Genomic DNA, 25,267 nt, shown 5'->3' with positions numbered 1-25,267 from the left:
GGGCGCGTGCCGGGCAAGTTCATAACGCTCGAAGGCGGCGAAGGCGCCGGAAAATCGACGCAAGCCAAACTGTTGGCGTCATGGCTTCACGAACAAGGAATCGAAACGGTGGAAACCCGCGAACCCGGCGGTACGCCGGGTGCCGACGCCGTTCGCGCGCTGCTCCTCGAAAACGATACGCCGCTGACGCCCATGGCCGAGGCGCATCTGTTCGCCGCAGCGCGCGCCGATCATGTCGAAACCTTGATCCGCCCCGCGCTGGCGGACGGCAAATGGGTGATTTGCGACCGGTTCATCGATTCGACGCTCGCCTATCAGGGTGCAGCCGGCGAACTTGGCGTCGATATCGTGCGGGCGATCAACGAGACAGCTATCGGAGACACTTGGCCCGACCTCACCGTCTTGCTGCGCATGAATGGCGATGCTGGCACGCAACGGGCCATCGCGCGCGACGGTGCGGAGAGCGATCGATTTACCAGTCGCGATTTCGCATTTCATGCCTCAGTCGCCGAAGCGTTCGACGTCTTTGCGAGCAATGAGCCAGACAGGTTCGCCATCATCGACGGTGGGCAGACCGTCGACCAGGTGGCGGAAGCCGTGCGCGCTGCGGTTCGCGAGCGGCTGATATGAAGCTCTTTGGCCATGATTCCGCTATCGAAGCGTTTCGCAGCGCGCTCGACGGCGGAAAACTGCATCATGCTTGGCTGCTGGCGGGCCCTAAAGGCGTCGGGAAAGCGATGTTCGCCGATCTGGCGGCGCAGCGCGTGCTGGCACAGGCTGCAGCGCCCGATGGGCTGGGGGAGGGGCTTTCGGTCTCCGATACCCATCCCACGGCGCAGCTGATCCGTGCGGGCAGCCATCCCGACCTCCGCAAACTCGTACGGCTGCCACGGGACCGCAAGCCGGACGAGCTGGCCCGCAATATCACCGTCGATCAGGTGCGCGGTATCCAGTCGCTATTCGCGACTACACCGTCGATGTCGGACTGGCGCGCGGTAGTGATCGACGCAATCGACGATCTGGAACGCCCGGCGGCCAATGCGCTGCTCAAAAATCTCGAGGAGCCGCCACCCAATTGCGTCTTCCTAATCGTCTGCCACAGCCCCGGCCGAATATTGCCGACGATCCGCTCGCGCTGCAGAATGCTCAAATTTTCAAGGCTTTCCGATGACGTCATGGCGTCGGCCATCGCTCAGGCAGAGCCCAATCTCGATGCCGATGAACGCGCTGCGCTGGTCCGGATTGGCAACGGCGCCCCGGGGCAGGCACTGCAATATGCCGGCCTCGATATCGCGGACCTCGATACTGCCATCGCCACATTGATCGAACAGGGCGATACCGGGAACGGCGCCCGTGCGGCCTTGGCGCAAAGCCTCGCGCTCAAAAAGGCGCAGCCGCGCTACGAAGCCTTTCTCGACCGCGCGCCGACGGCAATAGCGGCGCATGCGCGGACATTGGAAGGCAAAGCGCTCGAAAACGCGCTCTGCGCCTGGGAGGAAGCCCGCTCGCTGGCCGGCGGGGCGCAACGCCTATCGCTCGATCCGCAAGCCACAGTTTTCACGCTTGCCGGACTGCTCGCTTCGCTGCATGAACCCCGGCATGACGCCTGATTCCAAGCCATTCTACGTTACGACTGCGATTAGCTACCCGAATGGGAAGCCGCATATCGGCCATGCCTATGAGGCGATCGCAACCGACGCGATTGCCCGGTTTCAGCGGCTTTCGGGCCGAGATGTGCGGTTTCAGACCGGCGTGGACGAACATGGCCTAAAAATGGTCAAGACCGCGCGCGAACGTGGCATGGATATCCGCGAGTTTGCTGATGAAATGACGCAATATTTCATTGATATGTGCGATGCTCTTAATATCGATTATGATCGCTTTATCCGAACGACGGAAGAGGCCAATCATCGCGCCGCGCAGGCGATCTGGAAACGGATGGAAGAGAAGGGCGATCTTTATCTCGATCGCTATGAGGGTTGGTACTCGGTCCGCGACGAGGCCTATTATGACGAAAAGGAACTGATCGACGGGGAGGGGGACGAAAAACTCTCGCCGCAGGGCACGCCGGTCGAGTGGACGGTGGAGGAAAGCTGGTTTTTCAAGCTCTCCGAATATCAGGACAAGCTGCTCGAATTATACGAAAATCATCCGGAATTTCTGAAGCCCGACAGCCGCCGCAACGAGATTGCGCGTTTCGTCGAGGGCGGACTGCGTGATCTCAGCATCTCGCGCACCAGTTTCGACTGGGGCGTCAAAGTGCCCGGCGATGATGACCATGTCATGTATGTCTGGCTCGATGCGCTGACCAACTATCTGACAGGCCTCGATTTTCCGGACGAGGAGGGGCTTTACGCCCGCTATTGGGGGGAGGGGGCGGAAAGCGTTCATATCATCGGCAAGGATATCGTGCGTTTCCACACCGTCTATTGGCCGGCCTTTCTGATAAGCGCTGATCTGCCGCTCCCGTCGCGCGTGTTCGGCCATGGCTTCCTGCTCAATCGCGGGCAGAAGGAATCGAAATCGCTCGGCAATGTCACCGATCCGATGGCGCTCGCCGACAATTTCGGCGTGGATTCCGTCCGCTATTTCCTACTCCGCGAGGTCAGCTTCGGCAGCGATGGCAGCTATTCGCCCGAAGCGATCGTCACACGCTGCAACGCCGATCTCGCCAACGATCTTGGCAATCTTGCCCAGCGCACACTCTCGATGATCGCCAAGAATTTCGACGGCACGGTGCCGGATCCCGGTGAACCTACCGAAGCCGATACAGCGCTCATGGCGCTTTTCGAGGCGATACCCACACAAGCTGCAGGAGCGATGGATGAGTTCGCCATCCATCAGGCGCTCGAGGCGATCTGGAAGGGCGCGGCTGAAGCCAATCTTTACATATCCGAGCAGCAACCCTGGGCCGTCCGCAAGACCGATCCGGAGCGGGCAGGGGCTATCCTCTATCGCTGCGCCGAAGCGGTAAGACAGCTCGCCATCCTCGCGCGCTGGGCAATCCCGGCCTCGGCCGATTCGCTGCTCGACCAGCTCGCACAGACCGCCGAAGCCCGTGATTTCGCCGCGCTCGCAAAACCGCTCGAACCGGGGCTGACCTTACCTGCGCCGCAGGGTGTGTTTCCCCGGCTCGAAATGCCGGAAGAGCAGGGTGACAGCTAGCGGCGTAATCCCTATCTCTTTGACATGTTTGTCGATAGCCATTGCCATCTGAATTATGACGGACTGGTCGAGCGCCAGGATGAGGTGATCGAGGCTGCGCGCGCGCGCGGTGTCTCGACGATGCTCAACATCTCCACGCGCGAAGGCGAATGGGACGCGATCATCGCAACGGCCGAGAAGGGCGACGATATCTGGGCGTCGGTCGGCATCCACCCGCACGAAGCCGATGCGCATCCCGATATCGATACGGCCAAGCTGGTCGCCAAAGCCGATCATCCGCGCGTCGTCGCGATCGGCGAGACGGGGCTCGATTATTATTACGAGCATTCGGATCGCGAGCAGCAGAAATCCAGCTTTCGCAGCCATATTGCCGCGTGCCGTGAGACGGACCTGCCGCTTATCGTCCATACCCGCGATGCCGACGCGGATACGGCCGAAATCCTGGCCGACGAAATGGGAAAGGGCGCTTATCGCGGTGTCATTCATTGCTTCACCGCGAGCCAGGAATTCGCTGATATCGCGCTGGACCTCGGCTTCTACATCTCGATTTCCGGCATAGTGACGTTCAAGAACGCAAAGGACTTGCAGGCGACGGCCGCGAAACTGCCCGCCGAACGACTGCTCATTGAAACGGATTCGCCCTTTCTCGCGCCCGTGCCCAATCGGGGAAAGACCTGCGAACCGGCCTTTGTAGCGGACACAGCAGCGTTTCTAGCAGACCTGCGCGGCGAGAGCGTCGAAGAGCTCGCCGCCTATACGACACATAACTTCCACACGTTGTTCGACAAGACGGCGGCGTGAAGCTGCGGGTCCTCGGCTGCGGCACATCGGCCGGTGTTCCCCGTATCGGTAATGACTGGGGCGCGTGCGATCCGAACGAACCCAGAAACCGCCGAACGCGATCCTCGATCCTGATTTCCGCCGGCAACCAGACCATCTTGATCGATACCGGGCCCGATCTGCGCCAGCAGCTGCTCGATGCGAATGTAAAACGCATCGATCACGTAATCTGGACGCATGAACATGCCGATCATTGCCATGGTATCGATGAGCTTCGGCAGCTCTATTTCGCGCTTGGCGGCCCGGTGCCGTGTCTCGCCCGGCCCCGAACCTTGCGTGAAATCCAGCAACGCTTTGATTTCGCGTTCCGCGGCAACGCGCCCTACCCATCCTATGCGCACGGCATGACGCTCACGGATCGCGTCATGCTGGGCGGTGTCACCGTGACGGCCGCCGACATGCCGCACGGCACGATTACCTCGGCGGCACTGCGGTTCGACCATGGCGGCAAGAGTATGGCCTACACGACCGATTTCACCGGCTTGCCCGCCAAGGCGTTCGAATGCGTTGAAGGCGTGGATGTCTGGGTCGTCGATGCGCTGCGCCGCCGCGAACATCCGACCCATCCGCATCTTGCACAGACGCTCGACTGGATCGAAAAGGCAAAGCCGGGACGGGCGATACTGACGCATATGGACCATTCGATGGACTATCGAACGCTGCTCGACGAACTGCCGGACAATGTGGAGCCCGGCTATGACGGTTTGGAGGTGGAGCTGACATGACCGACGGGCAGGGGATTAGCCTAGTCTGGGCCGTCGTGATGCTGGTCGTCGTTGGCAGCGCCCTCTTCGCACGCCGTATCCCGCTCGGTCAGGCCGCGAAAATGGCCCTCGCCTGGGTCGCGATCTTCGCTGTCGGGCTGACGATCTACGCATTTCGCAACGATATCAAAGCGTTCGGGCAACGTGTCTGGTATGAAATCAGCCCGCCGGACACCGTTGCCGACGGCGAAACGCTGCGCATCCGAAAATCCGAAGACGGGCATTTCTGGGTCAATGTCCGGATCAACAGCAATGAGGAACGCTTCCTGGTCGACAGCGGTGCGACGGTCACCGCGCTATCGGTGGGCGCCGCCCAGCGGTCCGGCGTAGAACCCGGCGGTGGCTATCCGATGATATTGAACACCGCCAACGGACCGATCTCGGCCGATCGCGCCGAGGCCCGGACGCTCATCGTGGGCACGATCCGGCGCGATAATATGCCAGTCGTCGTTGCCGAGGAATTTGGCGGGACCAACGTACTCGGCATGAATTTCCTGTCTTCACTGTCGAGCTGGGGCGTCGAAGGCGATTGGCTGATCCTGGAACCGTGAGAAACGGTGATCCGCGTCACGGCACGCGCGCTCTGTTCTTGAGAAACACGTTCCGTCGCACAGTGATCGGGAAGTTTGTTATGAAGACGTCAATTGCATGTATCGCGGCCATCGCCGCTTTCAGCCTCAGCGCCGGCCCGGCATCGGCGCAACACAACCATTCGGCAACCGAATTGCGTGGACTGCAAAACAGTCAGCAGGTCGGGCTCTTGCTACCCGCCGTGCAGTCCGCCCGGGAAGCCGCACGGCGACCGCAGGCGCGCGGAGCAGGTGGCGGACCGCATGTCCGCGTGTTCGACGGACAGACCAGCAATCGCGCTCGAAACAGGTTTGACCGCCGGACTTCAAGCGCACAGCAGCGCGGCGGCGTGCGTGTTGCTGTCGGCGATGTTAATGGCGACGGCAACTACTAGTCGGGTCGTTGACCACAAGAACGAGCGCTCCGGTCATTGGCCGGGGTGCTCTTTCTTTATAGAATAGCGGCATCGGGCAAGAGGGCAGTAACCGGGAACCACATATAATTTAACATAATGTATATTATCGGGATTACTCATCGATGGACGTAATGCGCCCTTCTCGGGAAAATGACGATCTCGGACAGCGTATCGAGCGGCTTGCCACAATCATGGCGCGGCTGCGCGATCCGGAAACCGGTTGCCCGTGGGACGTTGAGCAGGATTTCGCGTCGATCGCGCCGTACACGATCGAGGAAGCCTATGAAGTCGCGGACGCGATCGCACATGACGATATGACGGCGCTCAAAGACGAACTCGGCGACTTGCAGCTGCAGGTCGTCTTTCATGCGCGCATGGCCGAAGAGATGGGCCATTTCGATCTCATGGACGTTCTGGACGGCATTTCGGACAAGATGGTGCGCCGACACCCGCATGTTTTCGGCGATACAGCCCAAAACGGCGATAGCGGGCCGGGTTGGGAAGCGATCAAAGAGGCGGAACGGGCGGAGAAGGGCGACCAGAGCGCGCTCGACGGCGTGGCGACCGCCCTCCCCGCTCTGCTGCGCGCGGAAAAGCTGCAGAAACGCGCTGCGCGAACGGGTTTCGACTGGCCCGATACCGAAGGCCCGAAAGCCAAGATTGCGGAAGAAATCGACGAAGTCGAACATGCGAAGAATGACATGGAACGTACTGAAGAAATTGGAGATTTGCTGTTCGCGGTGGTCAATTGGGCGCGCAAGATGCACATCGATCCCGAAACCGCTTTGCGCAACGCCAATACCAAGTTCGAGCGCCGGTTTCGTGCCATGGAAGCGAGCGCCGGCGAAGATTTTCCGAAATTGCCGCTGGAGGATATGGAGGAATTGTGGGACGCGGCCAAACGCGGTGAGGCTTAGTCAGCGTTCACGCGATCCTGAAACCGCTCCCAATCAATCGCCGAGAGTTTCACCGAAATCTGCATGCTATCACCGTTAACCTGTTGATCCAGAACGCTTCCGTTCCGATGCAACCAGGCCAGATTCTCGCCATCGGACACCGATAGCCGCACATCATGGATCGCACTGCCGCGATCGAGCCGTTCGACGATTAGTTGACGCAAATCTTCGACTCTCTGCCCCGTCAACGCCGATACGGCCACGACATCGTCGCGGCGGGCGGCCGCATTACACAATTGCTCGCGCGCTGCATCGTCCAGCGCGTCGATCTTGTTCCAGGCCTCGATCAGCGGGGCGCTCCCCTCCCCCTCGCTCGCGCCGATCTCGCGCAGCACCTGCCGTACGCCCGCATTCTGCGCATCGCTGTCCGGATGCGAGATATCGCGGACATGGACAATCAGGTCCGCCGCATTGACCTCTTCGAGCGTGGCGCGAAACGCGGCGACGAGCTGGGTCGGCAGATCAGAGACGAACCCGACCGTGTCGGACAGGATCGCCTTGTCGAGCCCGGGCAGCTCGATCTCGCGCATGGTCGGGTCGAGCGTCGCGAACAGCAAGTCCGCTGCCATGACGTCACCGCCGGTCATCCTGTTGAAAAGAGTCGATTTTCCGGCATTTGTATAGCCAACGAGGGCGATCACCGGCCAAGGCGCCTTTTGCCGGCGCGCCCGATGCAGGCTGCGCGTCCGGCGTACCTGTTCGAGCTCGCGGCGCAGCTTCGCTATCCGGTCCCGGATCATGCGGCGGTCGGCCTCGATCTGTGTTTCACCCGGACCACCGAGAAAACCGAAACCACCGCGCTGTCGCTCTAGGTGAGTCCAGCTGCGCACAAGGCGCCCGGCCTGATAATCGAGATGCGCAAGCTCGACCTGCAACCGTCCTTCCGCGGTGGCCGCACGCTCGCCGAATATCTCGAGAATAAGCCCAGTACGGTCGATCACTTTGACCCTGAGTTCATCTTCAAGGTTCTTTTGCTGAACAGGGCTCAGCGCAGCATCGATTATGGCAAGGTTTGCTTCGGCGACCCGCGTTGCCACAGCCAATTGCTCCACCTGCCCCTTGCCGAACAGCGTCGCCGGCCGCGCCTGACGCAGATTCAGTGCACGCTTTTCGACGACCGATATCCCGATCGCTTCGGCAAGTCCGGCGGCTTCTTCGAGCCGCGCATCGCTATCCCGGCTCTCGTCGCGGCCGAAATCGGGGAATATGACGAGCGCGCGGTCACCGCGTCTCAGGCCGTCCAGTTCGTCGCGATCGAAAACGCTCAATGCAAAATGCTCAGGATTGGGCGTCCGGGTCAGCGCTGCCAAGATCGATGGCATTGGCCGGCTGGATCGTGGAGATGGCATGTTTGTAGACGAGCTGCGACTGGCCATCGCGATTGAGTAGCAGACAGAATAGATCGAACGCGGCCACTTCGCCCTGCAGCATCACTCCGTTGACGAGAAACATCGTGACCGGGTCCCGCTCGCGCTTCACGGCGTTGAGGAAAATCTCCTGCAGGAGCTTGCCGGGCTTTTCCTTCTCGAAAGTCCGCTCGATCTCTTCCATGTCCATCGGCCCGCCGGGCATGATCGTCGAGATAGCGTGCTTATAAACAAGCTGCGACTGGCCATCCCGGCGCAGCAGCACCGAGAAATTGTCAAACCAGGTGATAACGCCCTGAAGCTTCACGCCTTTCACGAGAAACATCGTGACAGGCGTTTTCGACTTGCGGAGCGTGTTGAGAAACAGATCCTGAAGTATGTTGACCTTTTCAGCCATTATGGCCTCCGGCTCTTGGCGGGTCGTGGCCCGCTGGGCATCGTTGATCGACGTCTGTTCGATGAGGCAGCGACCCGCCTCTTCCGGAATGTAGGGTCGGCGGTGGCCGACTTCAATCGGAGGTCTTTTTCTTCGACTCGTTCAGGCCCAGCGTTTTGAGTTTCCGGTGCAGCGCGGACCGCTCCATGCCGATAAAGGTCGCGGTACGCGAAATGTTCCCGGAAAAGCGGCGAATCTGGACGCGGAGATATTCGCGTTCGAATGTCTCGCGCGCCTCGCGTAGCGGGGTGCCCATAATCGCCTTCGCGCCCTTGTCCGGCGCGATCTGGAGCTGATCCTCGAGGATTTCGGCCGGCAGCATATCGGCGTCGATCCGCGATATCCGGTCGCCGGGCGCGAGGATGATCGTCCGCTCGACGATATTGCGCAGCTGGCGGACATTGCCCGGCCACTCATAGGCCTGCATCGCCGCAATCGCTTCGTCGGAGATTTCCGGATTGGGCACGCGCCGGTCCGCCGCATAGCGGGCCGCGAAATGTTCGACGAGCGGTGGGATATCCTCGCGCCGTTCCGCCAAAGGCGGAAGATGCACGGGAACGACGTTCAACCGGTAGAACAGGTCTTCACGGAATCGGCCCTGGGCGATTTCCGTTTCGAGATCGCGCGCCGTCGCTGAGATCACGCGTACATCGACATTGACGAGGCGCTGCCCGCCAACCCGATTAAAGCGCTGATCGGTGAGAACCCGCAATATGCGACCCTGCGCGGCCAGAGGCATATCGCCGATCTCGTCGAGAAACAGTGTGCCGCCATGCGCCTGTTCGAGCAGGCCTGGCCGGGGACCGTCATCGTCTTCAGACCCGAAAAGCTCTTCCTCGACCCGGTCCGGCGTCATCCGCGCGGCACTGACAACGACGAAAGGCGCATCGGCCCTGCCGCTCCAGTTGTGCAACAATCGCGCGGCAACCTCCTTGCCGACCCCGGCCGGGCCGGTGATCATCACGCGGCTTCCCGTGCCCGCCACGCGTTTGAGGGTCGCGCGAACGCCGTTGATCGCGCTCGAATTGCCGGTGAGTTCGTCTTCCTCGCCGATCCGCGCCTTGAGCTGCTCATTTTCGCGCCGCAGCCGATCGGTCTCGGTCGCGCGCGCAACCAGATGGAGAAGGCGCGCCGCCTCGAACGGCTTTTCGATGAAATCCACGGCGCCGCGGCGAATTGCGGCGACGGCCGTGTCGAGATTGCCATGGCCGGAGATCATCAGGACGGGCAGACTTGGATCGCGCTGCTTGATTTCGTCGAGCAGATCGAGGCCGTCGAGCTTAGAACCCTGCAACCAGACATCGAGCAGAACGAGCGACGGGCGCCGCTCTTCCAGTGCCGCTATGGCCTCGTCGCTGCTGCGCGCCGTGCGCGCCTCATAGCCTTCATCTTCGAGAACGCCGGCAACGAGCTCGCAAATATCGGCTTCGTCATCGACGACAAGAATATCGAGTGACATCAGGATGTCTCCTCATCGTTACGCGTTAACTGTTCGAGGCGGTCCTCTTCGCCGCCCTCGCTTGCCTCCCTGTCTTTCAGAGGTTCGAGCGCCTCCAGATCGAGTGTGATCCGCACCTGGCTCCCCCCCTCACTCCGATCGGAAAAGCCGATCGTCCCGAAATGCTCCTCGACGATCTTCTTCACGATGGCGAGGCCAAGACCGGTCCCGCTTTCGCGCGTCGTCATATAGGGTTCGGTCAGCCGTTCGCGCTCGGCGGGCAAGCCGACACCGTTATCTTCGACATCGATCGTAATCCGCGGACCGTCTTGCGAGATCGACAGCGATATTTCGCCACCGGCCTCCCCTACCCCATGTTTCTGCTCGACCGCCTCGACCGCATTCTTGACGACATTGGTCAGCGCCTGCCCCAACTGGCGCCGATCACAGATGACGGGCGGCAAACCATCGGGAACGTCCTGGCTGAACGCAATTTCCGGATGCGCAACCTCGTGCAGGAATATCGCCTGCCGCGCGATATCGACGATCGACTCTTCCCGGAAAACCGGTTTCGGCATGCGCGCGAAGGACGAGAACTCGTCCACCATGCGGCGCAGATCGCCGACCTGGCGCACGATGGTTCCGGTCAGCTTGGAGAACACGCCGCTTTCCGGATCGGCGGTTTCCCCGAAGCGCCGCTGCAACCGCTCGGCGGCGAGCTGAATCGGGGTGAGCGGGTTCTTGATCTCGTGTGCGATCCGCCGGGCAACGTCGGACCAGGCCGCGCGCCGCTGATCGAGCAATTGCTGGGTGATATCGTCGAAGGTCAGCACATGGCCGCCCTGATCCTCGACCAAAGTCACGGCGAGCGTCCGCGGTTCTCCGCTGCTCGTCATCTGGATCACCTTGGTATCCTCGCCGCTTTCGAGCAGCCGGTCGAGCTCCGGGCCGATATTCTTGAGGCACTCGCCCATGACGGCCTGCTGATCGACTTCCATAAGCTCGGCGGCTGACCGGTTGATCAGGCGTATCCGGCGTTCGCCGTCCACAGAAACGACACCGGCCGTCACGCTGGAAAGCACAGCTTCGGTAAAGGCCCGGCGGCTGTCGAGCTGGTCGTTGGCCAGCACGAGCGCACCCGTCTGCTCTTCGAGGCGGCCAGTCATCCCGTTAAAGGCGCTCGCCAAAGTGCCGATTTCATCGCGCGCTTCAGGAACGGGCACACGTGTCGAGAGATCGCCATCCGCGACCTTGCGCGCGGCTTCGACAAGTAGACCGACGGGCCGGACAAGCCGGTCGGCGACGTTCAGCGCAATCCAGATCGCCGCCCCGACAATCAGCAACGAGATCAGCAGCAACGCCGCGTTAAACCGCAACTGCATGACCTGCCCGCGATCGATTAGCTCGTCATAATCGTTGAGGATCGCCGTTGCGCGCTCGGTTTGCAGCTGCATCTGCGGGTCGGACGCGCGCGACGCATAAATCAGATAGGGCGATTCTTCGCCGAACCGCGCCAGCGCCTCGAAACGGTCGCCCGCATCGTTGACCGCCGACTGGCTTTCGGCGTCGAGCGTGGCGAGCAAGGAGGCCGTGAGCCGCGTTTCCAGAGAATCATTGTCCGGATTGACGAGCGCGACAGTGCGAACCTCGCCGCCCTCCCCTACCGTGAAAATGGCCGCGTCAGAAAGTTCGCGTGCGTAGACCTGAAAGGCAAAATTCTCGACGAACTCCGGCGTTTCGAACGACCGTCCCTCGACCAACGGCGCGAGGTCGGCCGCCATGGTCCGGGTCTCGGCTTCGACTTCTTCGAGGCTCTCGACATAGAAATCCTGGGCAAGGCTGCCCGCATTTTCGAGCGTGTCGCGCGCGCGTTCGGAGAACCAGAACTCGACGCCATATTGGAACAGGATGGACGCGAAGATGACGACGAGCAGTGTGGGCACCGCCGCGATCCCGGAGAACAGCGCCACGAGCCGGACATGCAGACGTCCCTTGCCCCCGATCGGCGATCGAGCAGCGCGGCGCTGCGCAATCCGCCGCGCGATCAGCACCATCAGGAACATTGCCGGGACCAGTATCGAGACTAGCAGAAGCGCGGTGAGGAACGGCGTCAGAAAAAGCTGGTCGGGACCCTGCCGGGTCAGCACGAAATAGCTGAGCGCGACCATGGCGAGGAATATGCCGAGCGTCGTCAGCTCGATCGACGGCATGAACCAGCTCTTCTGGCGCAGTCCGTCCATGCCGCCTTCATCGTCTAGCTGATCGCCGGAAACCGTCTCGCTGGTCATCGTTGCAGAGCTAACACAGGCCCGTTGCATAGAAAACACAGTTTTCCATAACTATCCGTATGTAATAGCGCTCGGTTCGGGCGGTCTGTCGCAAATGTGCAGCGATCGTTCTTAAGCAGCTTCGCGTTCGAGGTTTTGCCCGAAAAAGTCCGCCAGCATCTGCAGGACCTGCTCCGGGTCCATTTCCTGATTGGCCCGGTTGCGGAATTCGGCCGAGCCCGGCAGCCCCTTGGTGTACCAACCGATATGCTTGCGCGCGACTTTGACGCCGACATTCTCGCCATACAGATCGAGCATGTCGCGATAATGGCCGACAATCACGCGATACTGCTCGGCTAGCGAGGGATCGGGCCGCCGCTCGCCGGTCCGGAACCAGTGCATCATCTGGCTCAGCAACCACGGTTTCCCATAGGCCCCGCGGCCGACCATCACGCCATCCGCACCGGACTGGCGCAGCGCCTCTTCGGCATCTTCGATCGAACAGATATCGCCATTGACGATCACCGGCAGTGAGACCGCCTGCTTGACCTCGGACACGAAGGCCCAATCGGCATGGCCCTTATACATCTGGCAGCGTGTGCGGCCGTGCACTGTGATCATCTGCGCGCCGAGATCTTCGGCGATCCGCGCGAGTTCGGGCGCATTGCGGCTGTTGTCGTCCCAACCCGTACGCATCTTCACCGTCACCGGCACCTTCACGGCCTTGACCGTCGCCTCAATCAGAGACGCGGCCAGCGGCAGGTCGCGCATCAGCGCCGAGCCGGCATCGCCGTTGACGACCTTTTTGACCGGGCAGCCCATATTGATATCGATGATCGACGCGCCGCGATCCTCGTTCAGGCGCGCGGCTTCGGCCATCACTGCGGGCTCGCAACCGGCGAGCTGCATCGACACCGGCTCCTCGATCGGATCCCAGGCCGCCTTTTGCAGCGACTGGCGCGTCTCGCGGATCATCGCATGGCTGGCGATCATCTCCGTCACGTTCAACCCCGAACCGTAGCGGCGCACAAGACGGCGGAACGGCCGGTCGGTGACTCCCGTCATGGGCGCCAGGATCACCGGCGTTTCGATCGTCAGCGGACCTATGGATATGGGAGCAAGCGTCGTCATCATGCGTATCTTTTCTGGCGCGCATTTAGGGAATAAGGCGTTGGCGGGCAAGCGGAGCCTCCGCTAAGGCGATGCGGATGACGGACCGTCCGCATATCGCCGCATTGATCGTCGCCGCCGGCAAAGGCGAGCGCGCTGGTGGCGATATGCCGAAACAGTATCGCATGTTTCGCGGCAAGCCGGTACTCGCCCACGCCATCGACGCACTCGCCGCGTACCCGATGATCGATGCGATCCGAGTAGTTATCGGTCCAGACCAAGAAGACGCGTATCGCGACGCAATTGCCGAACGTTCCGTCGCTGCACATGTCATCGGCGGGGAAACGAGACAGGAATCCGTGCGCAACGGGCTGGAGGCTATCGCTGCGGATGGCGGCGCGGATATCGTGTTGATCCACGATGCCGCCCGCCCTTTCACGCCGATAACCGTTATCGACCGGTTGATCGCGGCTCTCGGAACCGACCCCGGTGCGATCCCCGCACTTCCCGTCGTCGACAGCCTCGCGCGGACCGACGGTAGCACGGTCGACCGGTCCGAATTCGTCACCATCCAGACGCCGCAGGCGTTCCGCTTCGATGTCATTCTGGCCGCACATCGCGACTGGACCGCGCCCGAACCCGCGACAGACGACGCTGCCATTGCACGAGCCGCCGGGCACAGAGTCGCTGTAGCCGAAGGCGATCCGGCGCTGAAGAAAATCACCTTTGCCGAGGATTTCGCCATGCCCTCCCCCCCCATCACCCGCACCGGCCTTGGTTATGATGTTCACGCCTTTGGCGACGGCGATCATGTCTGGCTGTGCGGCGTCGAGATCCCGCACGATCGCGCGCTGGCGGGCCATTCGGATGCTGATGTCGGGCTGCACGCGCTGACCGACGCCATTCTCGGCGCGCTCGGCGATGGCGATATCGGCGATCATTTCCCGCCCAGCGATCCGCAATGGAAAGGCGCGCCGTCACATCGCTTTCTCGAACATGCGCGCGATCTTGCCACGGCGCGCGCTATGACCATTCACCACGTCGATGTCACGCTGATCTGCGAGGCGCCGAAGATCGGGCCGCACCGGGCGGCTATGCGCTCCCGCATTGCCGAGATTCTTGCGATCCCCGAAAAATCTGTCAGCGTAAAGGCAACGACGACCGAAAAGCTCGGCTTTACCGGTCGCGGCGAAGGCATCGCCGCCCAGGCGATCGCGACGCTCGGCGAAATGGGAGAGTGAAATGCGACTGAAAATCGTGGCCGCAGGGGCGGCTCTGCTGGGACTATCCGTGCAAGCTGCCGCGCAACCCGCCTGCCTGACACATGCCGAAGCCGAAACCGTGATCCAGGCGATGCTGCCCAGCCTGATCGACACGGTGGGGGAGCAGTGCGCGCCCTTCCTCCCCGCCAATAGCGACCTGGTCGCACGTGGCAACCTGCTCAGCCAACGTCATACGCCGGCCGCCGAAATGGCGCGAGACGAGGCCGCATCGATTGCATTGCGCATACTGAACGATGGCGAAACCCCGCCGCCGGTCGAAGAATCGGGTGGCGAGCTTGTCCTCGGACTGTTCGAAATGGGTATCGCGGTGGCGATGAACGATATGCTGGATGCGGATAGCTGCCCGACCGCCGATCGTGTTTTCACGATTCTTGAGCCCCTGCCCTCGCGTAACTTCGCCGGGCTTCTGATTCTGCTGATCGAATTGGGCACTCGTGACGACGAGTCGAACGAGGCCGGACCCTTCGCGATTTGCGAGGCCGAAACGGGCTGACAATGGCCGTTCCCGAAAACCTGTTGCCCGAAATGCTGATCGAGCAGGCGCGCCGTGTTGTCGACGCCAATCGCGATGCAGGACGTACGATCGCGCTCGCGGAGAGCTGCACCGGCGGTCTTGTCGGCGCGGCGCTGACCGAAATCGCGGGCTCGTCAGACGTGTTCGAAGTCGCTTTCGTGACATATGCGAACCAAGCCAAGACCAGCCTTCTCGGTGTAAACGAAGATGTCATCGAAAAGCTCGGCGCGGTCTCCGAAGAGGTCGCTTCGGCGATGGCGCTCGGGGCATTGGAGCGGAGCGGCGCGGACATCGCTGTTTCGATCACAGGCGTCGCCGGTCCGGGCGGCGGAACTGAGGAAAAACCTGTCGGTACCGTTATGTTCGGGCGAGCCGTGCGGAGCGCGGATACGGAAAGCTACAGCCAGTTGTTCGAAGATAATGGCCGCGCCGGCGTCCGCCTTCAGGCGGCGCTATGGGCGCTGGAGCTGCTGCTCCCCGAATAACCGGCGCGATTATCGTCGTAGAGCGCGTCGGCACGCGCCTCGAAACTGTCGGTCATCTTTCTCAGCGCGCGGTCGAACACCTGACCGGCGAGACTTTCGAATACGCGGCTGCGAAACGCGAAATCGACGCAGAACTCGATGGTACAACCGCCATCGGGATGCGGTTCGAAGCCCCACTCATTGTGCAGATATTTGAGCGGCCCATCGAGATAATCGACGGCAATCCGGTTCGGCCGTTGCTTGTTCACTTTGGACGTGAAGGTTTCGCGCAGCGATTTGAAGCCGACGACGAGGTCGGCGACCATCGCGGTATCGCTATTCGATCGGATTCGTGTCGCGACAACCCAGGGCAGAAACTCCGCATAGCGGCCGACATCGGCCACCAGATCGAACATCTGCTCGGCGGTGTAAGAAACATGCCGGGTTTCGCTATGGCGCGGCATCGATACGCGCTCAGGCCTTGGCCAGCCGCGCTTCGCGGGCCGCGCGCAGTTTCTCGAAATCGTCGCCAGCATGATAGCTGGAGCGGGTCAGCGGGCTCGAGGCAACGAGTAGAAAGCCCTTTGCGCGCGCAATCCCGGCATAGGCATCGAACGCCTGTGGGCTGACGAAATCGACGACCTTCGCATGTTTCGGTGTCGGCTGCAGATACTGGCCCATGGTCAGGAAATCGACGCCGGCAGAGCGCATATCGTCCATCACCTGATGCACTTCCATCCGCTCTTCGCCGAGCCCGAGCATGATGCCCGATTTAGTGAAGATGGACGGATCAAGCCGCTTCACCTGTTCGAGCAGGCGCAGCGACGCATAATAGCGCGCACCAGGCCGGATCGTCGGATAGAGCCGCGGAACCGTTTCCAGATTGTGATTGTACACGTCGGGGCGCGCTTCGACGATCGCCTCGACCGCCGCTTCCGACTTGTTGCGGAAATCGGGCGTCAGAATCTCAATCGTCGTTTTGGGCGTCGTCTTGCGCAGCGCTTCGATCACCTTGACGAACTGGCTAGCCCCGCCATCCGGCAAATCGTCGCGATCCACAGACGTCACCACGATATGTTCGAGGCCCAGCTTGGCAGCCGCATCGGCCGTATGTTGCGGCTCGAGCGGATCGACGGCCCCCGGCATGCCTGTCTTCACATTGCAAAAAGCGCAGGCGCGCGTGCAGACGTCACCGAGGATCATGACCGTCGCATGCTTCTTCGACCAGCATTCGCCGATATTCGGGCATGCCGCCTCTTCGCAAACCGTGTTGAGATTGAGCTCGCGCATGAGCTTGCGTGTCTCGTTGAACGTATCGCCCATCGGCGCCTTCACCCGGATCCAGTCCGGCTTGCGGCGGCGGGGCCGAGGTTTTTCGGCGGTTTCGATGGCGACGGTGTCTGTCATGCGGCCCAAATAGCAATGCACAGGGGCGAATCCAACCATAGTTGGCAAGCCGCGGGTGATGATCTAGCGCCACACCATGGACATCGTGATTTCCACGCTGACCTCGCCGGTCATACTCTTCTTCATTCTCGGCATGCTCGCGGCCTTTGCGCGCTCGGACCTCGCCATCCCTGAAGCCATCGCCAAAGGTCTTTCGCTCTATCTGATGGCGGCGATCGGCCTCAAAGGTGGCGTCGCGGTTTCGGAATCGGGATTCACGCCGGAGCTGGCGCTGGCTGCGGTGGCCGGCCTCGCCCTCTCCTTCCTGATCCCCTATTTCGCCTATGCCCTGCTGACCGGTTTCGGCAAGCTCGACCGGGTCAACGCCGGCGCTGTCTCAGCGCATTACGGCTCGGTGAGCGTTGTCACCTTCGTGACAGCATCGGAAATCTTCACCGGCCAGTCGATGGGACCGGCCGGCTATATGGTCGCCGTGCTGGCGCTGATGGAGACACCCGCGATCATCAGCGGTTTGATGCTGGCCCGCCGTGGCCAGAAGCGCGACGATAACGGGAATGGCGGCGGACTCATGCACGAAGTCCTGCTTAACGCGTCGGTTGTATTGTTGATGGGCAGCTTTTTCATTGGGCTGATTGCCGGGCCGAGTGGTTTCGAGCCGATCGCGCCATTATTTCTTGTGCCATTTACGGGCGTGCTCTGTTTCTTCCTCCTCGATATGGGGCTGGTAGCCGCGCGGCGGCTGGTCGAAGCCAGGGCGATGACAGTCCGGCTGACTACGCTCGGCATCGTCTTCCCACTGATCAACGGCACGATCGGCACAGTGCTTGGAACGATGATCGGCCTTGATGTCGGCTCGGCCGCGGCGCTTGGCGTTCTGGCGGCCAGCGCCTCCTATATCGCCGTTCCCGCGGCCATGCGCATGGCGCTGCCCGAGGCTGATCCGGGCCTCTATCTCTCCATGTCGCTCGGCGTGACCTTTCCCTTCAACATCATTTTTGGCATTCCGCTCTTCGCCGCACTGGCGCAGGCGATAGGATAATCATGGTCGAAACCGTCACCCGCAAACGCATCGAAATTCTGGTCGATAAGCCGCTTGCCGGTGTTCCGATCCGCGCGGCGGCGGATGTCGGTATCGCCGGCTATTCGCTGGTCCCTGTCCAGTCGGGTTCGGGCCGCCACGGCAATTGGCGCAACGACCGGATTTCGGGCGCGGAAAACAAAGTGCTGTTTCTCACCATCGCATCCGAAGAGAAGGCCGATGCGCTGGTCGATGCGCTTGCGCCCAAGCTCGACAGCCACAGCCTGTTGCTGACCGTATCGGATGTGCAGGTCGTGCGCGGGGAACGCTTCTGATGCCCGAATTCGGTGCACTCATCGATGGATATTACCGTTTCCGCGCCGGCGATTACGCGGCACAGAAACGCCGTTACGACAATCTCGACCATGACGGCCAGCATCCGCCGGTGATGGTTATCGGTTGCTGTGACAGCCGCGTCGATCCGGCGACCATCTTCGATACGGTACCGGGCCAGATGTTCGCGCTGCGCAATGTCGCCAATCTCGTGCCACCCTATCAGCCGGGTCAGGGTCTGCACGGCGCCTCCGCCGCCATCGAGTTCGCTGTCGTCGATCTGGAAGTGCGCCACATCGTCGTGATGGGCCATGGCAAATGCGGCGGCATCACGGCCGCGCTGAAGAACGAGGATCGCGGCGCACCCGGCCCGAGTTTCATCGATGACTGGATCACAATTATCGACGAGGGCCGTGACCGCGTGATCGAGCGGTGCAAGGCCGATCCGTCGCTCGATGCGCAGCGCGCGCTCGAACATGAGGCAATCCGGATCAGCATCCGCAACCTGCGCACCTTTCCCTATGTCGCCGAACATGAGGCGGCCGGGACGTTGAAGCTCCATGGCTGCTGGTTCGCGATATCCGAGGGCGAGTTGCACGTCATGGATGATGAAACCGAGGAATTTCATCCCGCCTGATAGGCGCTGCGCCACTAGCCAAGCTTTATCCGGCTGCTAAAGGCTGACCCATATGGAAACCGGCCAGATCGTCTCTCTCTCGCTGTATTTCGTGCTGATGCTCGGCATCGGGCTCTATGCCTGGCGGACATCCACCGACGACGTCTCGGGCTATATGCTGGGCGGCCGCAAGCTTAGTCCGGCGGTTGCCTCCCTCTCGGCAGGCGCGTCGGATATGTCGGGCTGGATGCTGCTCGGTCTGCCGGGCGCCATGTATGTGTCGGGGCTGAGCGCAAGCTGGATCGCGATCGGCTTATTCATCGGCGCGCTCGTCAACTGGATCGTCGTAGCGCCGCGATTGCGCGTCCACACGGAAGTCGCCAGCGATGCGATCACGATCCCCGACTATTTTGAGAAGCGCTTCGAGGACAAGAGCCGGATGCTGCGCGTCATTTCCTCGATCGTGATCGTGATCTTCTTCACGCTCTACACGTCGAGCGGCGTTGTGGCGGGCGGCAAGCTGTTCGAAAGCGCGTTCGGCGCCGATTATGCGCTGGGCCTCTGGATCACGGCGGGTGTGGTCGTCGTCTACACGCTGTTCGGCGGCTTCCTCGCGGTCAGCATGACGGATTTCGTGCAGGGCTGCATCATGTTCGTGGCGCTGATCCTCGTGCCCGTCGTCGCGCTGACCGATGTTGGTGGGATTGCCGGCCTGCAGACGACGCTGACCGGTGTCGACCCCGGCCTGCTCGATCTGTTTGGCGGGATGACGCTGGTCAGCATCATTTCAGCCATGGCCTGGGGCCTCGGCTATTTCGGCCAGCCCCATATCATCGTGCGCTTCATGGCAATCCGCAGTGTCGTGGACGTGCCGCGCGCCCGGAATATCGGGATGAGCTGGATGGCCGTGACGCTCATCGGTGCGCTCTCGACCGGCTTGATCGGCCTTGCCTACGCCACTGAAAACGGCCTCACGGTCGAAGACCCCGAAACCATCTTCATCCTGCTCAGCCAAATCCTGTTCCACCCGCTGATCGCCGGTTTCCTGCTCGCCGCGATCCTCGCCGCGATCATGAGCACGATCTCATCGCAGCTACTCGTTTCATCCAGCTCGCTGACCGAGGATTTCTATCGCATCTATCTGCGCAAGGAAGCGAGCCAGACCGAGTTGGTGACGATCGGCCGGCTATCGGTCGTCGCGGTCAGCCTTGTGGCAATCGCCCTCGCCTATAATCCCGAAAGCAACGTCCTTGGCCTGGTCGCCAATGCATGGGCCGGGTTCGGCGCAGCGTTCGGCCCGATCATTCTGCTCAGCCTGACCTGGGATCGGATGACCCGCAATGGCGCGCTCGCCGGGATGATCGCCGGCGCGGCAACGGTCCTCTTCTGGATCTACGCCCCGGTCCTTGCCGAGAGCGCTACGCTATCGTCGCTGATCTACGAGATCGTGCCGGGCTTTATCGTCTGCGGTGCGGTCGCCATTCTTGTCAGCCTGTTCGGCCGCGAACCGGCGGACAGCATTACCGAAACCTTCGAACAGGCCCGCGTCGCGCGCACGGCCTGAGCAAAGAGAGATACGCATGCCCAACAATCACAGCAGCGACAATGCGAACATCGCCCTCCTTATCGACGCCGACAATGCATCGCATCAGGGCATCGATCCGGTGCTCACCGTGCTGGCAGAGCTCGGCAATGTGAACATCCGCCGCGCCTATGGGAACTGGCGCAAACAGGCGCTCAAAAACTGGGTCGACAAGCTGCACCGCTACGGCATCGAGCCGCAGCAGCAGTTCGACCTGACCAAGGGCAAGAATGCGACCGACATGAAGATGACAATCGATGCGATGGACCTGCTATTCGGCGGGCGCGTCGATGGCTTCGGGATCATGAGCTCTGACAGCGATTTCATGCCGATGGCGATGCGCATCCGACAGGATGGGCTGCCCGTTTACGGCTTTGGCAGCGCCAAAACGCCCGACGCCTTCAAACAGGCGTGCAGCCGCTTCATCGATGTCGATGCGCTGATCCGCGCAGAGAGCCAGAAAGGCAGCGGCGCAAACGGCGAAAAAGGCACGGTCGACGAGGAAATCGTCGCCCTCCTCATCGACGCCTATGACGCCGCCAAACGCGACGAAAACGGCTTCGCGGCGCTAAGCGCGGTGGGACAGCGAGCGGGAAATCGCTCGAGCTTCGACGTCCGCAACTATGGCTATACGCGCCTCAGCGATCTGATCGAAGACATCCCGAATTTTGCAACCGAGAAGCGCGAGAACGGGCAGGTTTGGGTGAAGCGCTTGCGGTGAGGCTATTTCATTACTCGCCGACCATCGGATTCAGATCGTCAATCTTGTAAGCCTCTTTGGCATCCTCCGGCAGCGTCCAACCATGCATTTCCTCTTCGAGAATAAAGCGCATGTCATCCAATGACATGGTTCTCACATCCCGAGGCAGCCATTTGAACTTTTCGATAATATAGAACCGCAGTGCTTCTAATCCCTGATGGCGTTGATAGCCTTCCCTTTCGGCAATGTGATCACCAAATACCTCTAAGTTGAAATTTAGCGCTCCATCAAGTTTGTGCACATTCGCGGTAAGTTGTCGTGAGAGTTCGTTCATTATCAATTCCCAAAAGAGCGATGAGAACATAACAAGAACTAATTGTCAAGCTCACCGCGTCAGTTTCTTATACGTCATCCGATGCGGCCGGTCGGCCTCGTCGCCTAGCCGCCGGCGCTTGTCCTCCTCATAGGCCTCGAAGTTCCCCTCGAACCATTCGACATGACTATCGCCCTCGAAGGCAAGGATATGCGTCGCCAGCCTGTCGAGGAAGAAGCGGTCGTGCGAGATCACCACGGCGCAGCCGGCGAAACTTTCGAGCGCCTCTTCCAGCGCACGCAGGGTTTCGACGTCGAGATCGTTGGTCGGTTCGTCCAAGAGCAGCACATTGCCACCCTCTTTCAGCATCTTGGCCATGTGGACGCGATTGCGCTCGCCGCCCGATAGCTGGCCGACCTTTTTCTGCTGGTCGGTGCCCTTGAAGTTGAACGCGCCGACATAGGCCCGCGTCTGCACCTCATGTTTGCCGAAGGTAAAGATATCGAGCCCGTCGGAAACTTCCTCCCAAACGTTGTGGTTGGGGTCGAGCGCATCGCGGCTCTGGTCGACATAACCGAGCTTCACGGTCTCACCGATCGCGATATCGCCATCGTCCGGCTCTTCCTGTCCGGTAATCAGTTTGAACAATGTCGTCTTGCCCGCGCCGTTCGGCCCGATCACGCCGACGATACCGCCCGGTGGCAGGCTGAACGTCAGGTCTTCGAACAGCAGCTTGTCGCCATAGGCTTTCGAAAGTCCCTTGGCCTCGATCACCTTGCCGCCGAGGCGTTCAGGCGTCTGGATCAGGATCTGCGCTTTGCCGGGCGAGCGGTTTTCCTGCGCCTCGACCAGCTCGTCGAACGCCTTGATGCGGGCCTTGGACTTGGTCTGGCGCGCCTTGGGGCTCTGCCGGATCCATTCCAGCTCATCCGCGATTGCCTTTTGCCGGCCCTTGTCCTCGCGCTCTTCCTGTTCGAGCCGCATCGCCTTCTTGTCGAGATAGGTCGAATAATTGCCCTCATAGACAAAATAGCGCGAGCGATCGAGCTCGAGGATCCAGTTGACGACATTGTCGAGGAAATAGCGGTCATGGGTGACGAGGATGACGTTGCCCGGATAATCGACCAGATGCTTTTCGAGCCAGGCGACACTTTCGGCGTCGAGATGGTTGGTTGGCTCGTCGAGCAGCAGGATATCGGGCTTGTCGAGCAGCAGGCGGCACAACGCCACCCGGCGCCGCTCGCCGCCCGAGAGATTTTCAACGCTCGCATCGCCCGGCGGACAGCGCAGCGCATCCATCGCGATTTCGAGCTGGTTGTCGAGCGTCCAGCCATCGACCGCGTCGATCTTTTCCTGCAGCTCGCCCATCTCGGCCATGAGCGCATCGAAATCGGCGTCTTCGGGCGGATCGGCCATCATGCCGGAAATCTCGTTGAAGCGATCGACAAGATCGGCGACGGGGCGCACACCGTCCATGACGTTTTCCTTGACCGTCTTGTCGGGATCGAGTTCGGGCTCCTGCGCCAGATAGCCGACGCGGATCCCCTCGCCTGGCCAGGCTTCGCCGGTGAAGTCCGTATCGATGCCGGCCATGATCTTCATCAGCGTCGATTTGCCCGAGCCGTTCGGTCCGACGATGCCGATCTTGGCGTCCGGATAGAATTGCAGATGGACCTGATCGAGGATCGGCTTGCGGGCGCCGGGGAAGGTTTTGGTCATGCCCTTCATGACGAAGGAATATTGCGCGGCCATAGGTCGTGTACGCTCCGAGTTTGGATTGCGGGAATTTGGCCGCGATGTAGGCGCGCGGAGACCAATTGGCAAACGCTGAAACGGTCAAGAAGCCATACGGTCTCAGACCGCACCATGCGCGTAGCGAGGCGGCCGAATCATATCACGCAGAATATCGCCGGACAGTTCACAATTTCGCCCCATTTCGCCGACGGCACGCTTTTATGCTCGCTATCGGGAATCACGGGAGAATCGGCTGAAAACCTTGCTGCAGCGCAGCAAAACCGGCGGATTATTTCGGTACGGACGCGCAATTACAAGTTGACGTTCCGTGAATGGACGCTATGGCAGCGCGCTGGGATTGGCGCAGAGCCAGGCCCTGAATTTATGCTATGGGAGCACTTGTAATGAAGAAACTTAGCTTTGCGCTTGCGACGGCTGGCATGTTTGCCCTGGCCGCTTGTGGCGAAACCGCTACGGAAACCGCCGACGAAGGCGCCGAAGCCACCGAAGAAGCGACGGAAGAAGTTGCTGAAGACGCGATGGCTGAAGGCGAAGAAATGGCTGAAGACGCCATGGCCGAAGGCGATGCGATGGCTGAAGATGCCATGGCCGAAGGCGAAGAAATGGTCGACGATGCCATGGCCGAAGGCGAAGAAATGGCTGAAGACGCCATGTAATTTGGCGATCGGCCTTCGGGTCGATCAACGAAAAATAGGGGCGCGACCCAAGCGGGTCGTGCCCTTTTTTTGCGCCGTCCCCGCGCGTGTGGACATTGCGCGGAATCGCGCAGCACGTCCGTTAATGCTTGAAGCCCGGCGCGTCATCGGTCACTCTTCCATGGTCGTGGAAGGGGATGTGCGATGAAATTCATATACACGCTCGTGATTGCCATTTGGTTCGCTACGCCGATTGCCGCGTCAGCGGATGCGTTCGACGATATTCAGGAGCGCGGTGAACTGATTGTGGGTGTCTCGATCTTCGCGCCCTGGACGCATCTCGACCGCGAGGGCGAATTCGCCGGGCACGAAATCGACATCGCTAACAACATCGCAAGCGATCTTGGTGTCGAGGCGCGGCTCGAACTCTATAATTTCGACGAGATTTTCGACGCGCTCGCCAATGGCGAGATCGATATGATCGCCGCCGGCGTGGCAATGACCGCAGAACGCGCCCGCCGCTTCCATTTCTCCATCCCCTATTTCACGACCGGAATGACGATCGCGACCGGCCCGTCTGTTACGGACGAGCCCAGCGCCGTTACCGATTTCAACACGCCAGACATGACGATCGCGGTGGTCGAGGACACATTGGCATCAAGAATAACCGCCGAGATGCTTCCCGACGCCAATGTCATAAGCTTCTCCACGCCCAGCGGCGCGGAAGCCACCGTCCTTCTCGGCCGGGCCGACGCTTATGTCGCCAGCGTGCCGGAAGCACGGATCTACGCCCTGCGCCACGGCGATCGCATTTCCCTACCCCTGTCGGAACCCCTGACTTCGAGCGTGGCCGGGTTCGTCGTACGCCAAGATGAGGGCCGGCTGCTCCATTTCCTCAATAGCTGGGTCCATATGCGTGAGGCCGACGGGTTTCTCGCGGACCGCTACCGCCATTATTTCGACACGCTCGACTGGGCCGTCGATATGATGCCGCAATAACCGGCTATCGATCCCCGGACAGGGAGATATGGAAAATTTGGAATGGTCGGGGAGACAGGATTCGAACCTGCGACCCTCTGTTCCCAAAACAGATGCGCTACCAGGCTGCGCCACTCCCCGACCGGAAGAGCGCGTTTAGGATGCGTTGGGCCTAAGCGCAACATACCCTTCGCTGTCACTCGGGAATTTTCCGGGGAAACATCCCCCGGATGTTTGCTCTTTCCGGAGATTGGTGGGCCCGGAGGGACTCGAACCCCCAACCAAGCCGTTATGAGCGGCCGGCTCTACCATTGAGCTACAGGCCCCACCGTTCAGCGGCA

General features: G+C 61.1%; 27 protein-coding genes and 2 tRNA genes. 18 read left to right on the top strand and 11 right to left on the bottom strand.

What is annotated here, in order from left to right; all coding sequences use genetic code 11:
* Window positions 1–6 precede the first annotated feature (6 nt).
* The 8 genes from tmk (at window position 7) to mazG (ending at window position 6,671) form a co-directional block, all read left to right on the top strand.
* Entirely contained in the window at window positions 7–630 is a 624-nt protein-coding gene (gene tmk / locus Q0974_RS12140) for a dTMP kinase (protein ID WP_299327927.1), read from the top strand.
* The gene (locus tag Q0974_RS12135) at window positions 627–1,610 is read left to right on the top strand and encodes a DNA polymerase III subunit delta' (RefSeq protein WP_299327925.1); all 984 of its coding nucleotides are present in this window, start codon (window positions 627–629) and stop codon (window positions 1,608–1,610) included. Before tmk ends, Q0974_RS12135 begins: the two co-directional genes overlap by 4 nt.
* On the top strand, window positions 1,600–3,165 hold the full coding sequence (gene metG, locus Q0974_RS12130; protein ID WP_299327923.1) for a methionine--tRNA ligase: 1,566 nt from the start codon (window positions 1,600–1,602) through the stop codon (window positions 3,163–3,165). The genes Q0974_RS12135 and metG overlap by 11 nt, the downstream gene beginning before the upstream one ends.
* Before the next feature lie 24 nt (window positions 3,166–3,189).
* The gene (locus Q0974_RS12125; RefSeq protein ID WP_299327921.1) at window positions 3,190–3,966 is read left to right on the top strand and encodes a TatD family hydrolase; all 777 of its coding nucleotides are present in this window, start codon (window positions 3,190–3,192) and stop codon (window positions 3,964–3,966) included.
* Window positions 3,963–4,730, top strand: coding sequence for an MBL fold metallo-hydrolase (locus tag Q0974_RS12120; protein WP_299327919.1), 768 nt, complete (start codon window positions 3,963–3,965; stop codon window positions 4,728–4,730). The genes Q0974_RS12125 and Q0974_RS12120 overlap by 4 nt, the downstream gene beginning before the upstream one ends.
* Entirely contained in the window at window positions 4,727–5,320 is a 594-nt protein-coding gene (locus Q0974_RS12115; RefSeq protein ID WP_299327917.1) for a TIGR02281 family clan AA aspartic protease, read from the top strand. Before Q0974_RS12120 ends, Q0974_RS12115 begins: the two co-directional genes overlap by 4 nt.
* Before the next feature lie 80 nt (window positions 5,321–5,400).
* Window positions 5,401–5,733 carry a hypothetical protein gene (locus Q0974_RS12110; protein WP_299327915.1) on the top strand — a complete coding sequence of 111 codons (333 nt, stop codon included), beginning with the start codon at window positions 5,401–5,403 and terminating at the stop codon, window positions 5,731–5,733.
* Window positions 5,734–5,885: 152 nt separating this feature from the next.
* Entirely contained in the window at window positions 5,886–6,671 is a 786-nt protein-coding gene (mazG, locus tag Q0974_RS12105) for a nucleoside triphosphate pyrophosphohydrolase (RefSeq protein WP_299328523.1), read from the top strand.
* Here mazG and hflX read toward each other — a convergent pair.
* The 5 genes from hflX to dusB all read right to left on the bottom strand — a co-directional run bounded on the left by hflX (window position 6,668) and on the right by dusB (window position 13,349).
* Complete coding sequence (gene hflX / locus Q0974_RS12100; RefSeq protein ID WP_299328520.1) at window positions 6,668–7,978, bottom strand: GTPase HflX; 1,311 nt, start codon at window positions 7,976–7,978, stop codon at window positions 6,668–6,670. The genes mazG and hflX overlap by 4 nt on opposite strands.
* A gap of 10 nt (window positions 7,979–7,988) precedes the next feature.
* Complete coding sequence (hfq, locus tag Q0974_RS12095) at window positions 7,989–8,474, bottom strand: RNA chaperone Hfq (protein WP_299327913.1); 486 nt, start codon at window positions 8,472–8,474, stop codon at window positions 7,989–7,991.
* A gap of 112 nt (window positions 8,475–8,586) precedes the next feature.
* On the bottom strand, window positions 8,587–9,972 hold the full coding sequence (locus Q0974_RS12090; RefSeq protein WP_299327911.1) for a sigma-54 dependent transcriptional regulator: 1,386 nt from the start codon (window positions 9,970–9,972) through the stop codon (window positions 8,587–8,589).
* Window positions 9,972–12,239 (bottom strand): ATP-binding protein, encoded by a 2,268-nt coding sequence (locus tag Q0974_RS12085; RefSeq protein WP_299327909.1) that lies wholly within the window; start codon window positions 12,237–12,239, stop codon window positions 9,972–9,974. Before Q0974_RS12085 ends, Q0974_RS12090 begins: the two co-directional genes overlap by 1 nt.
* Before the next feature lie 111 nt (window positions 12,240–12,350).
* A complete protein-coding gene (dusB, locus tag Q0974_RS12080) occupies window positions 12,351–13,349 on the bottom strand; it encodes a tRNA dihydrouridine synthase DusB (RefSeq protein WP_299328517.1) in 999 nt (332 codons plus the stop codon).
* Window positions 13,350–13,420: 71 nt separating this feature from the next.
* Here dusB and Q0974_RS12075 point away from each other — a divergent pair, with 71 nt between their 5' ends.
* Genes Q0974_RS12075 through Q0974_RS12065 form a run of 3 tightly spaced genes read left to right on the top strand, consistent with a single transcriptional unit; the run spans window position 13,421 to window position 15,610 of the window.
* On the top strand, window positions 13,421–14,569 hold the full coding sequence (locus Q0974_RS12075; RefSeq protein ID WP_299327907.1) for a bifunctional 2-C-methyl-D-erythritol 4-phosphate cytidylyltransferase/2-C-methyl-D-erythritol 2,4-cyclodiphosphate synthase: 1,149 nt from the start codon (window positions 13,421–13,423) through the stop codon (window positions 14,567–14,569).
* A 1-nt stretch (window position 14,570) separates the two neighbouring features.
* The gene (locus Q0974_RS12070; RefSeq protein ID WP_299327905.1) at window positions 14,571–15,104 is read left to right on the top strand and encodes a hypothetical protein; all 534 of its coding nucleotides are present in this window, start codon (window positions 14,571–14,573) and stop codon (window positions 15,102–15,104) included.
* A gap of 2 nt (window positions 15,105–15,106) precedes the next feature.
* Window positions 15,107–15,610: a CinA family protein gene (locus Q0974_RS12065; RefSeq protein WP_299327903.1), complete on the top strand. Its 504-nt coding sequence runs from the start codon at window positions 15,107–15,109 to the stop codon at window positions 15,608–15,610.
* On the opposite strand, the gene Q0974_RS12060 is transcribed toward Q0974_RS12065, so the two are convergent.
* Window positions 15,568–16,053 (bottom strand): type II toxin-antitoxin system RatA family toxin, encoded by a 486-nt coding sequence (locus tag Q0974_RS12060; protein WP_299327901.1) that lies wholly within the window; start codon window positions 16,051–16,053, stop codon window positions 15,568–15,570. The genes Q0974_RS12065 and Q0974_RS12060 overlap by 43 nt on opposite strands.
* 10 nt (window positions 16,054–16,063) lie before the next feature.
* Complete coding sequence (lipA, locus tag Q0974_RS12055) at window positions 16,064–16,996, bottom strand: lipoyl synthase (protein WP_299327899.1); 933 nt, start codon at window positions 16,994–16,996, stop codon at window positions 16,064–16,066.
* A 76-nt stretch (window positions 16,997–17,072) separates the two neighbouring features.
* Between lipA and Q0974_RS12050 the strand changes: the two genes are divergently transcribed.
* The 5 genes from Q0974_RS12050 to Q0974_RS12030 are packed head-to-tail and all read left to right on the top strand — an operon-like array spanning window position 17,073 to window position 21,266.
* Entirely contained in the window at window positions 17,073–18,035 is a 963-nt protein-coding gene (locus tag Q0974_RS12050; protein WP_299327897.1) for a sodium-dependent bicarbonate transport family permease, read from the top strand.
* A gap of 2 nt (window positions 18,036–18,037) precedes the next feature.
* Window positions 18,038–18,349 (top strand): hypothetical protein, encoded by a 312-nt coding sequence (locus Q0974_RS12045; protein WP_299327895.1) that lies wholly within the window; start codon window positions 18,038–18,040, stop codon window positions 18,347–18,349.
* The gene (locus Q0974_RS12040; protein ID WP_299327893.1) at window positions 18,349–18,984 is read left to right on the top strand and encodes a carbonic anhydrase; all 636 of its coding nucleotides are present in this window, start codon (window positions 18,349–18,351) and stop codon (window positions 18,982–18,984) included. The genes Q0974_RS12045 and Q0974_RS12040 overlap by 1 nt, the downstream gene beginning before the upstream one ends.
* Before the next feature lie 52 nt (window positions 18,985–19,036).
* Window positions 19,037–20,527, top strand: a complete 1,491-nt coding sequence (gene putP, locus Q0974_RS12035) for a sodium/proline symporter PutP (RefSeq protein WP_299327892.1) — start codon at window positions 19,037–19,039, stop codon at window positions 20,525–20,527.
* Between the two features lie 16 nt (window positions 20,528–20,543).
* Complete coding sequence (locus Q0974_RS12030; RefSeq protein ID WP_299327891.1) at window positions 20,544–21,266, top strand: NYN domain-containing protein; 723 nt, start codon at window positions 20,544–20,546, stop codon at window positions 21,264–21,266.
* A gap of 10 nt (window positions 21,267–21,276) precedes the next feature.
* On the opposite strand, the gene Q0974_RS12025 is transcribed toward Q0974_RS12030, so the two are convergent.
* Window positions 21,277–21,579: a hypothetical protein gene (locus Q0974_RS12025; RefSeq protein ID WP_299327889.1), complete on the bottom strand. Its 303-nt coding sequence runs from the start codon at window positions 21,577–21,579 to the stop codon at window positions 21,277–21,279.
* A gap of 51 nt (window positions 21,580–21,630) precedes the next feature.
* Entirely contained in the window at window positions 21,631–23,310 is a 1,680-nt protein-coding gene (gene ettA / locus Q0974_RS12020) for an energy-dependent translational throttle protein EttA (RefSeq protein WP_299327887.1), read from the bottom strand.
* Window positions 23,311–23,696: 386 nt separating this feature from the next.
* On the opposite strand from ettA, the gene Q0974_RS12015 reads away from it, so the two are divergent.
* The gene (locus Q0974_RS12015; protein WP_299327885.1) at window positions 23,697–23,969 is read left to right on the top strand and encodes a hypothetical protein; all 273 of its coding nucleotides are present in this window, start codon (window positions 23,697–23,699) and stop codon (window positions 23,967–23,969) included.
* A 183-nt stretch (window positions 23,970–24,152) separates the two neighbouring features.
* On the top strand, window positions 24,153–24,947 hold the full coding sequence (locus Q0974_RS12010) for a transporter substrate-binding domain-containing protein (RefSeq protein ID WP_299327883.1): 795 nt from the start codon (window positions 24,153–24,155) through the stop codon (window positions 24,945–24,947).
* A 43-nt stretch (window positions 24,948–24,990) separates the two neighbouring features.
* On the opposite strand, the gene Q0974_RS12005 is transcribed toward Q0974_RS12010, so the two are convergent.
* Window positions 24,991–25,067: transfer RNA gene (locus Q0974_RS12005), tRNA-Pro, on the bottom strand.
* A 110-nt stretch (window positions 25,068–25,177) separates the two neighbouring features.
* Window positions 25,178–25,252 (bottom strand) — tRNA-Ile (locus Q0974_RS12000).
* Between the last annotated feature and the right edge of the window lie 15 nt (window positions 25,253–25,267).

Source organism: Parasphingopyxis sp. (assembly GCF_028279465.1).
GTDB lineage: Bacteria > Pseudomonadota > Alphaproteobacteria > Sphingomonadales > Sphingomonadaceae > Parasphingopyxis.
The sequence above is the reverse complement of the archived record's forward strand: the minus strand, read 5'-3'. Positions and strand labels throughout refer to the sequence as shown.

Bases quoted from the DNA above. Each gene is read 5' to 3' on its own strand.
- Q0974_RS12135 (WP_299327925.1), top strand. From the start codon at position 627: ATGAAGCTCTTTGGCCATGATTCCGCTATCGAAGCGTTTCGCAGCGCG.
- metG (WP_299327923.1), top strand. From the start codon at position 1,600: ATGACGCCTGATTCCAAGCCATTCTACGTTACGACTGCGATTAGCTAC.
- Q0974_RS12125 (WP_299327921.1), top strand. From the start codon at position 3,190: ATGTTTGTCGATAGCCATTGCCATCTGAATTATGACGGACTGGTCGAG.
- Q0974_RS12115 (WP_299327917.1), top strand. From the start codon at position 4,727: ATGACCGACGGGCAGGGGATTAGCCTAGTCTGGGCCGTCGTGATGCTG.
- Q0974_RS12110 (WP_299327915.1), top strand. From the start codon at position 5,401: ATGAAGACGTCAATTGCATGTATCGCGGCCATCGCCGCTTTCAGCCTC.
- mazG (WP_299328523.1), top strand. From the start codon at position 5,886: ATGCGCCCTTCTCGGGAAAATGACGATCTCGGACAGCGTATCGAGCGG.
- hfq (WP_299327913.1), bottom strand. From the start codon at position 8,474: ATGGCTGAAAAGGTCAACATACTTCAGGATCTGTTTCTCAACACGCTC.
- Q0974_RS12090 (WP_299327911.1), bottom strand. From the start codon at position 9,972: ATGTCACTCGATATTCTTGTCGTCGATGACGAAGCCGATATTTGCGAG.
- Q0974_RS12085 (WP_299327909.1), bottom strand. From the start codon at position 12,239: ATGACCAGCGAGACGGTTTCCGGCGATCAGCTAGACGATGAAGGCGGC.
- dusB (WP_299328517.1), bottom strand. From the start codon at position 13,349: ATGACGACGCTTGCTCCCATATCCATAGGTCCGCTGACGATCGAAACG.
- Q0974_RS12075 (WP_299327907.1), top strand. From the start codon at position 13,421: ATGCGGATGACGGACCGTCCGCATATCGCCGCATTGATCGTCGCCGCC.
- Q0974_RS12070 (WP_299327905.1), top strand. From the start codon at position 14,571: ATGCGACTGAAAATCGTGGCCGCAGGGGCGGCTCTGCTGGGACTATCC.
- Q0974_RS12065 (WP_299327903.1), top strand. From the start codon at position 15,107: ATGGCCGTTCCCGAAAACCTGTTGCCCGAAATGCTGATCGAGCAGGCG.
- Q0974_RS12060 (WP_299327901.1), bottom strand. From the start codon at position 16,053: ATGCCGCGCCATAGCGAAACCCGGCATGTTTCTTACACCGCCGAGCAG.
- lipA (WP_299327899.1), bottom strand. From the start codon at position 16,996: ATGACAGACACCGTCGCCATCGAAACCGCCGAAAAACCTCGGCCCCGC.
- Q0974_RS12050 (WP_299327897.1), top strand. From the start codon at position 17,073: ATGGACATCGTGATTTCCACGCTGACCTCGCCGGTCATACTCTTCTTC.
- Q0974_RS12045 (WP_299327895.1), top strand. From the start codon at position 18,038: ATGGTCGAAACCGTCACCCGCAAACGCATCGAAATTCTGGTCGATAAG.
- Q0974_RS12040 (WP_299327893.1), top strand. From the start codon at position 18,349: ATGCCCGAATTCGGTGCACTCATCGATGGATATTACCGTTTCCGCGCC.
- putP (WP_299327892.1), top strand. From the start codon at position 19,037: ATGGAAACCGGCCAGATCGTCTCTCTCTCGCTGTATTTCGTGCTGATG.
- Q0974_RS12030 (WP_299327891.1), top strand. From the start codon at position 20,544: ATGCCCAACAATCACAGCAGCGACAATGCGAACATCGCCCTCCTTATC.
- Q0974_RS12025 (WP_299327889.1), bottom strand. From the start codon at position 21,579: ATGAACGAACTCTCACGACAACTTACCGCGAATGTGCACAAACTTGAT.
- ettA (WP_299327887.1), bottom strand. From the start codon at position 23,310: ATGGCCGCGCAATATTCCTTCGTCATGAAGGGCATGACCAAAACCTTC.
- Q0974_RS12015 (WP_299327885.1), top strand. From the start codon at position 23,697: ATGAAGAAACTTAGCTTTGCGCTTGCGACGGCTGGCATGTTTGCCCTG.
- Q0974_RS12010 (WP_299327883.1), top strand. From the start codon at position 24,153: ATGAAATTCATATACACGCTCGTGATTGCCATTTGGTTCGCTACGCCG.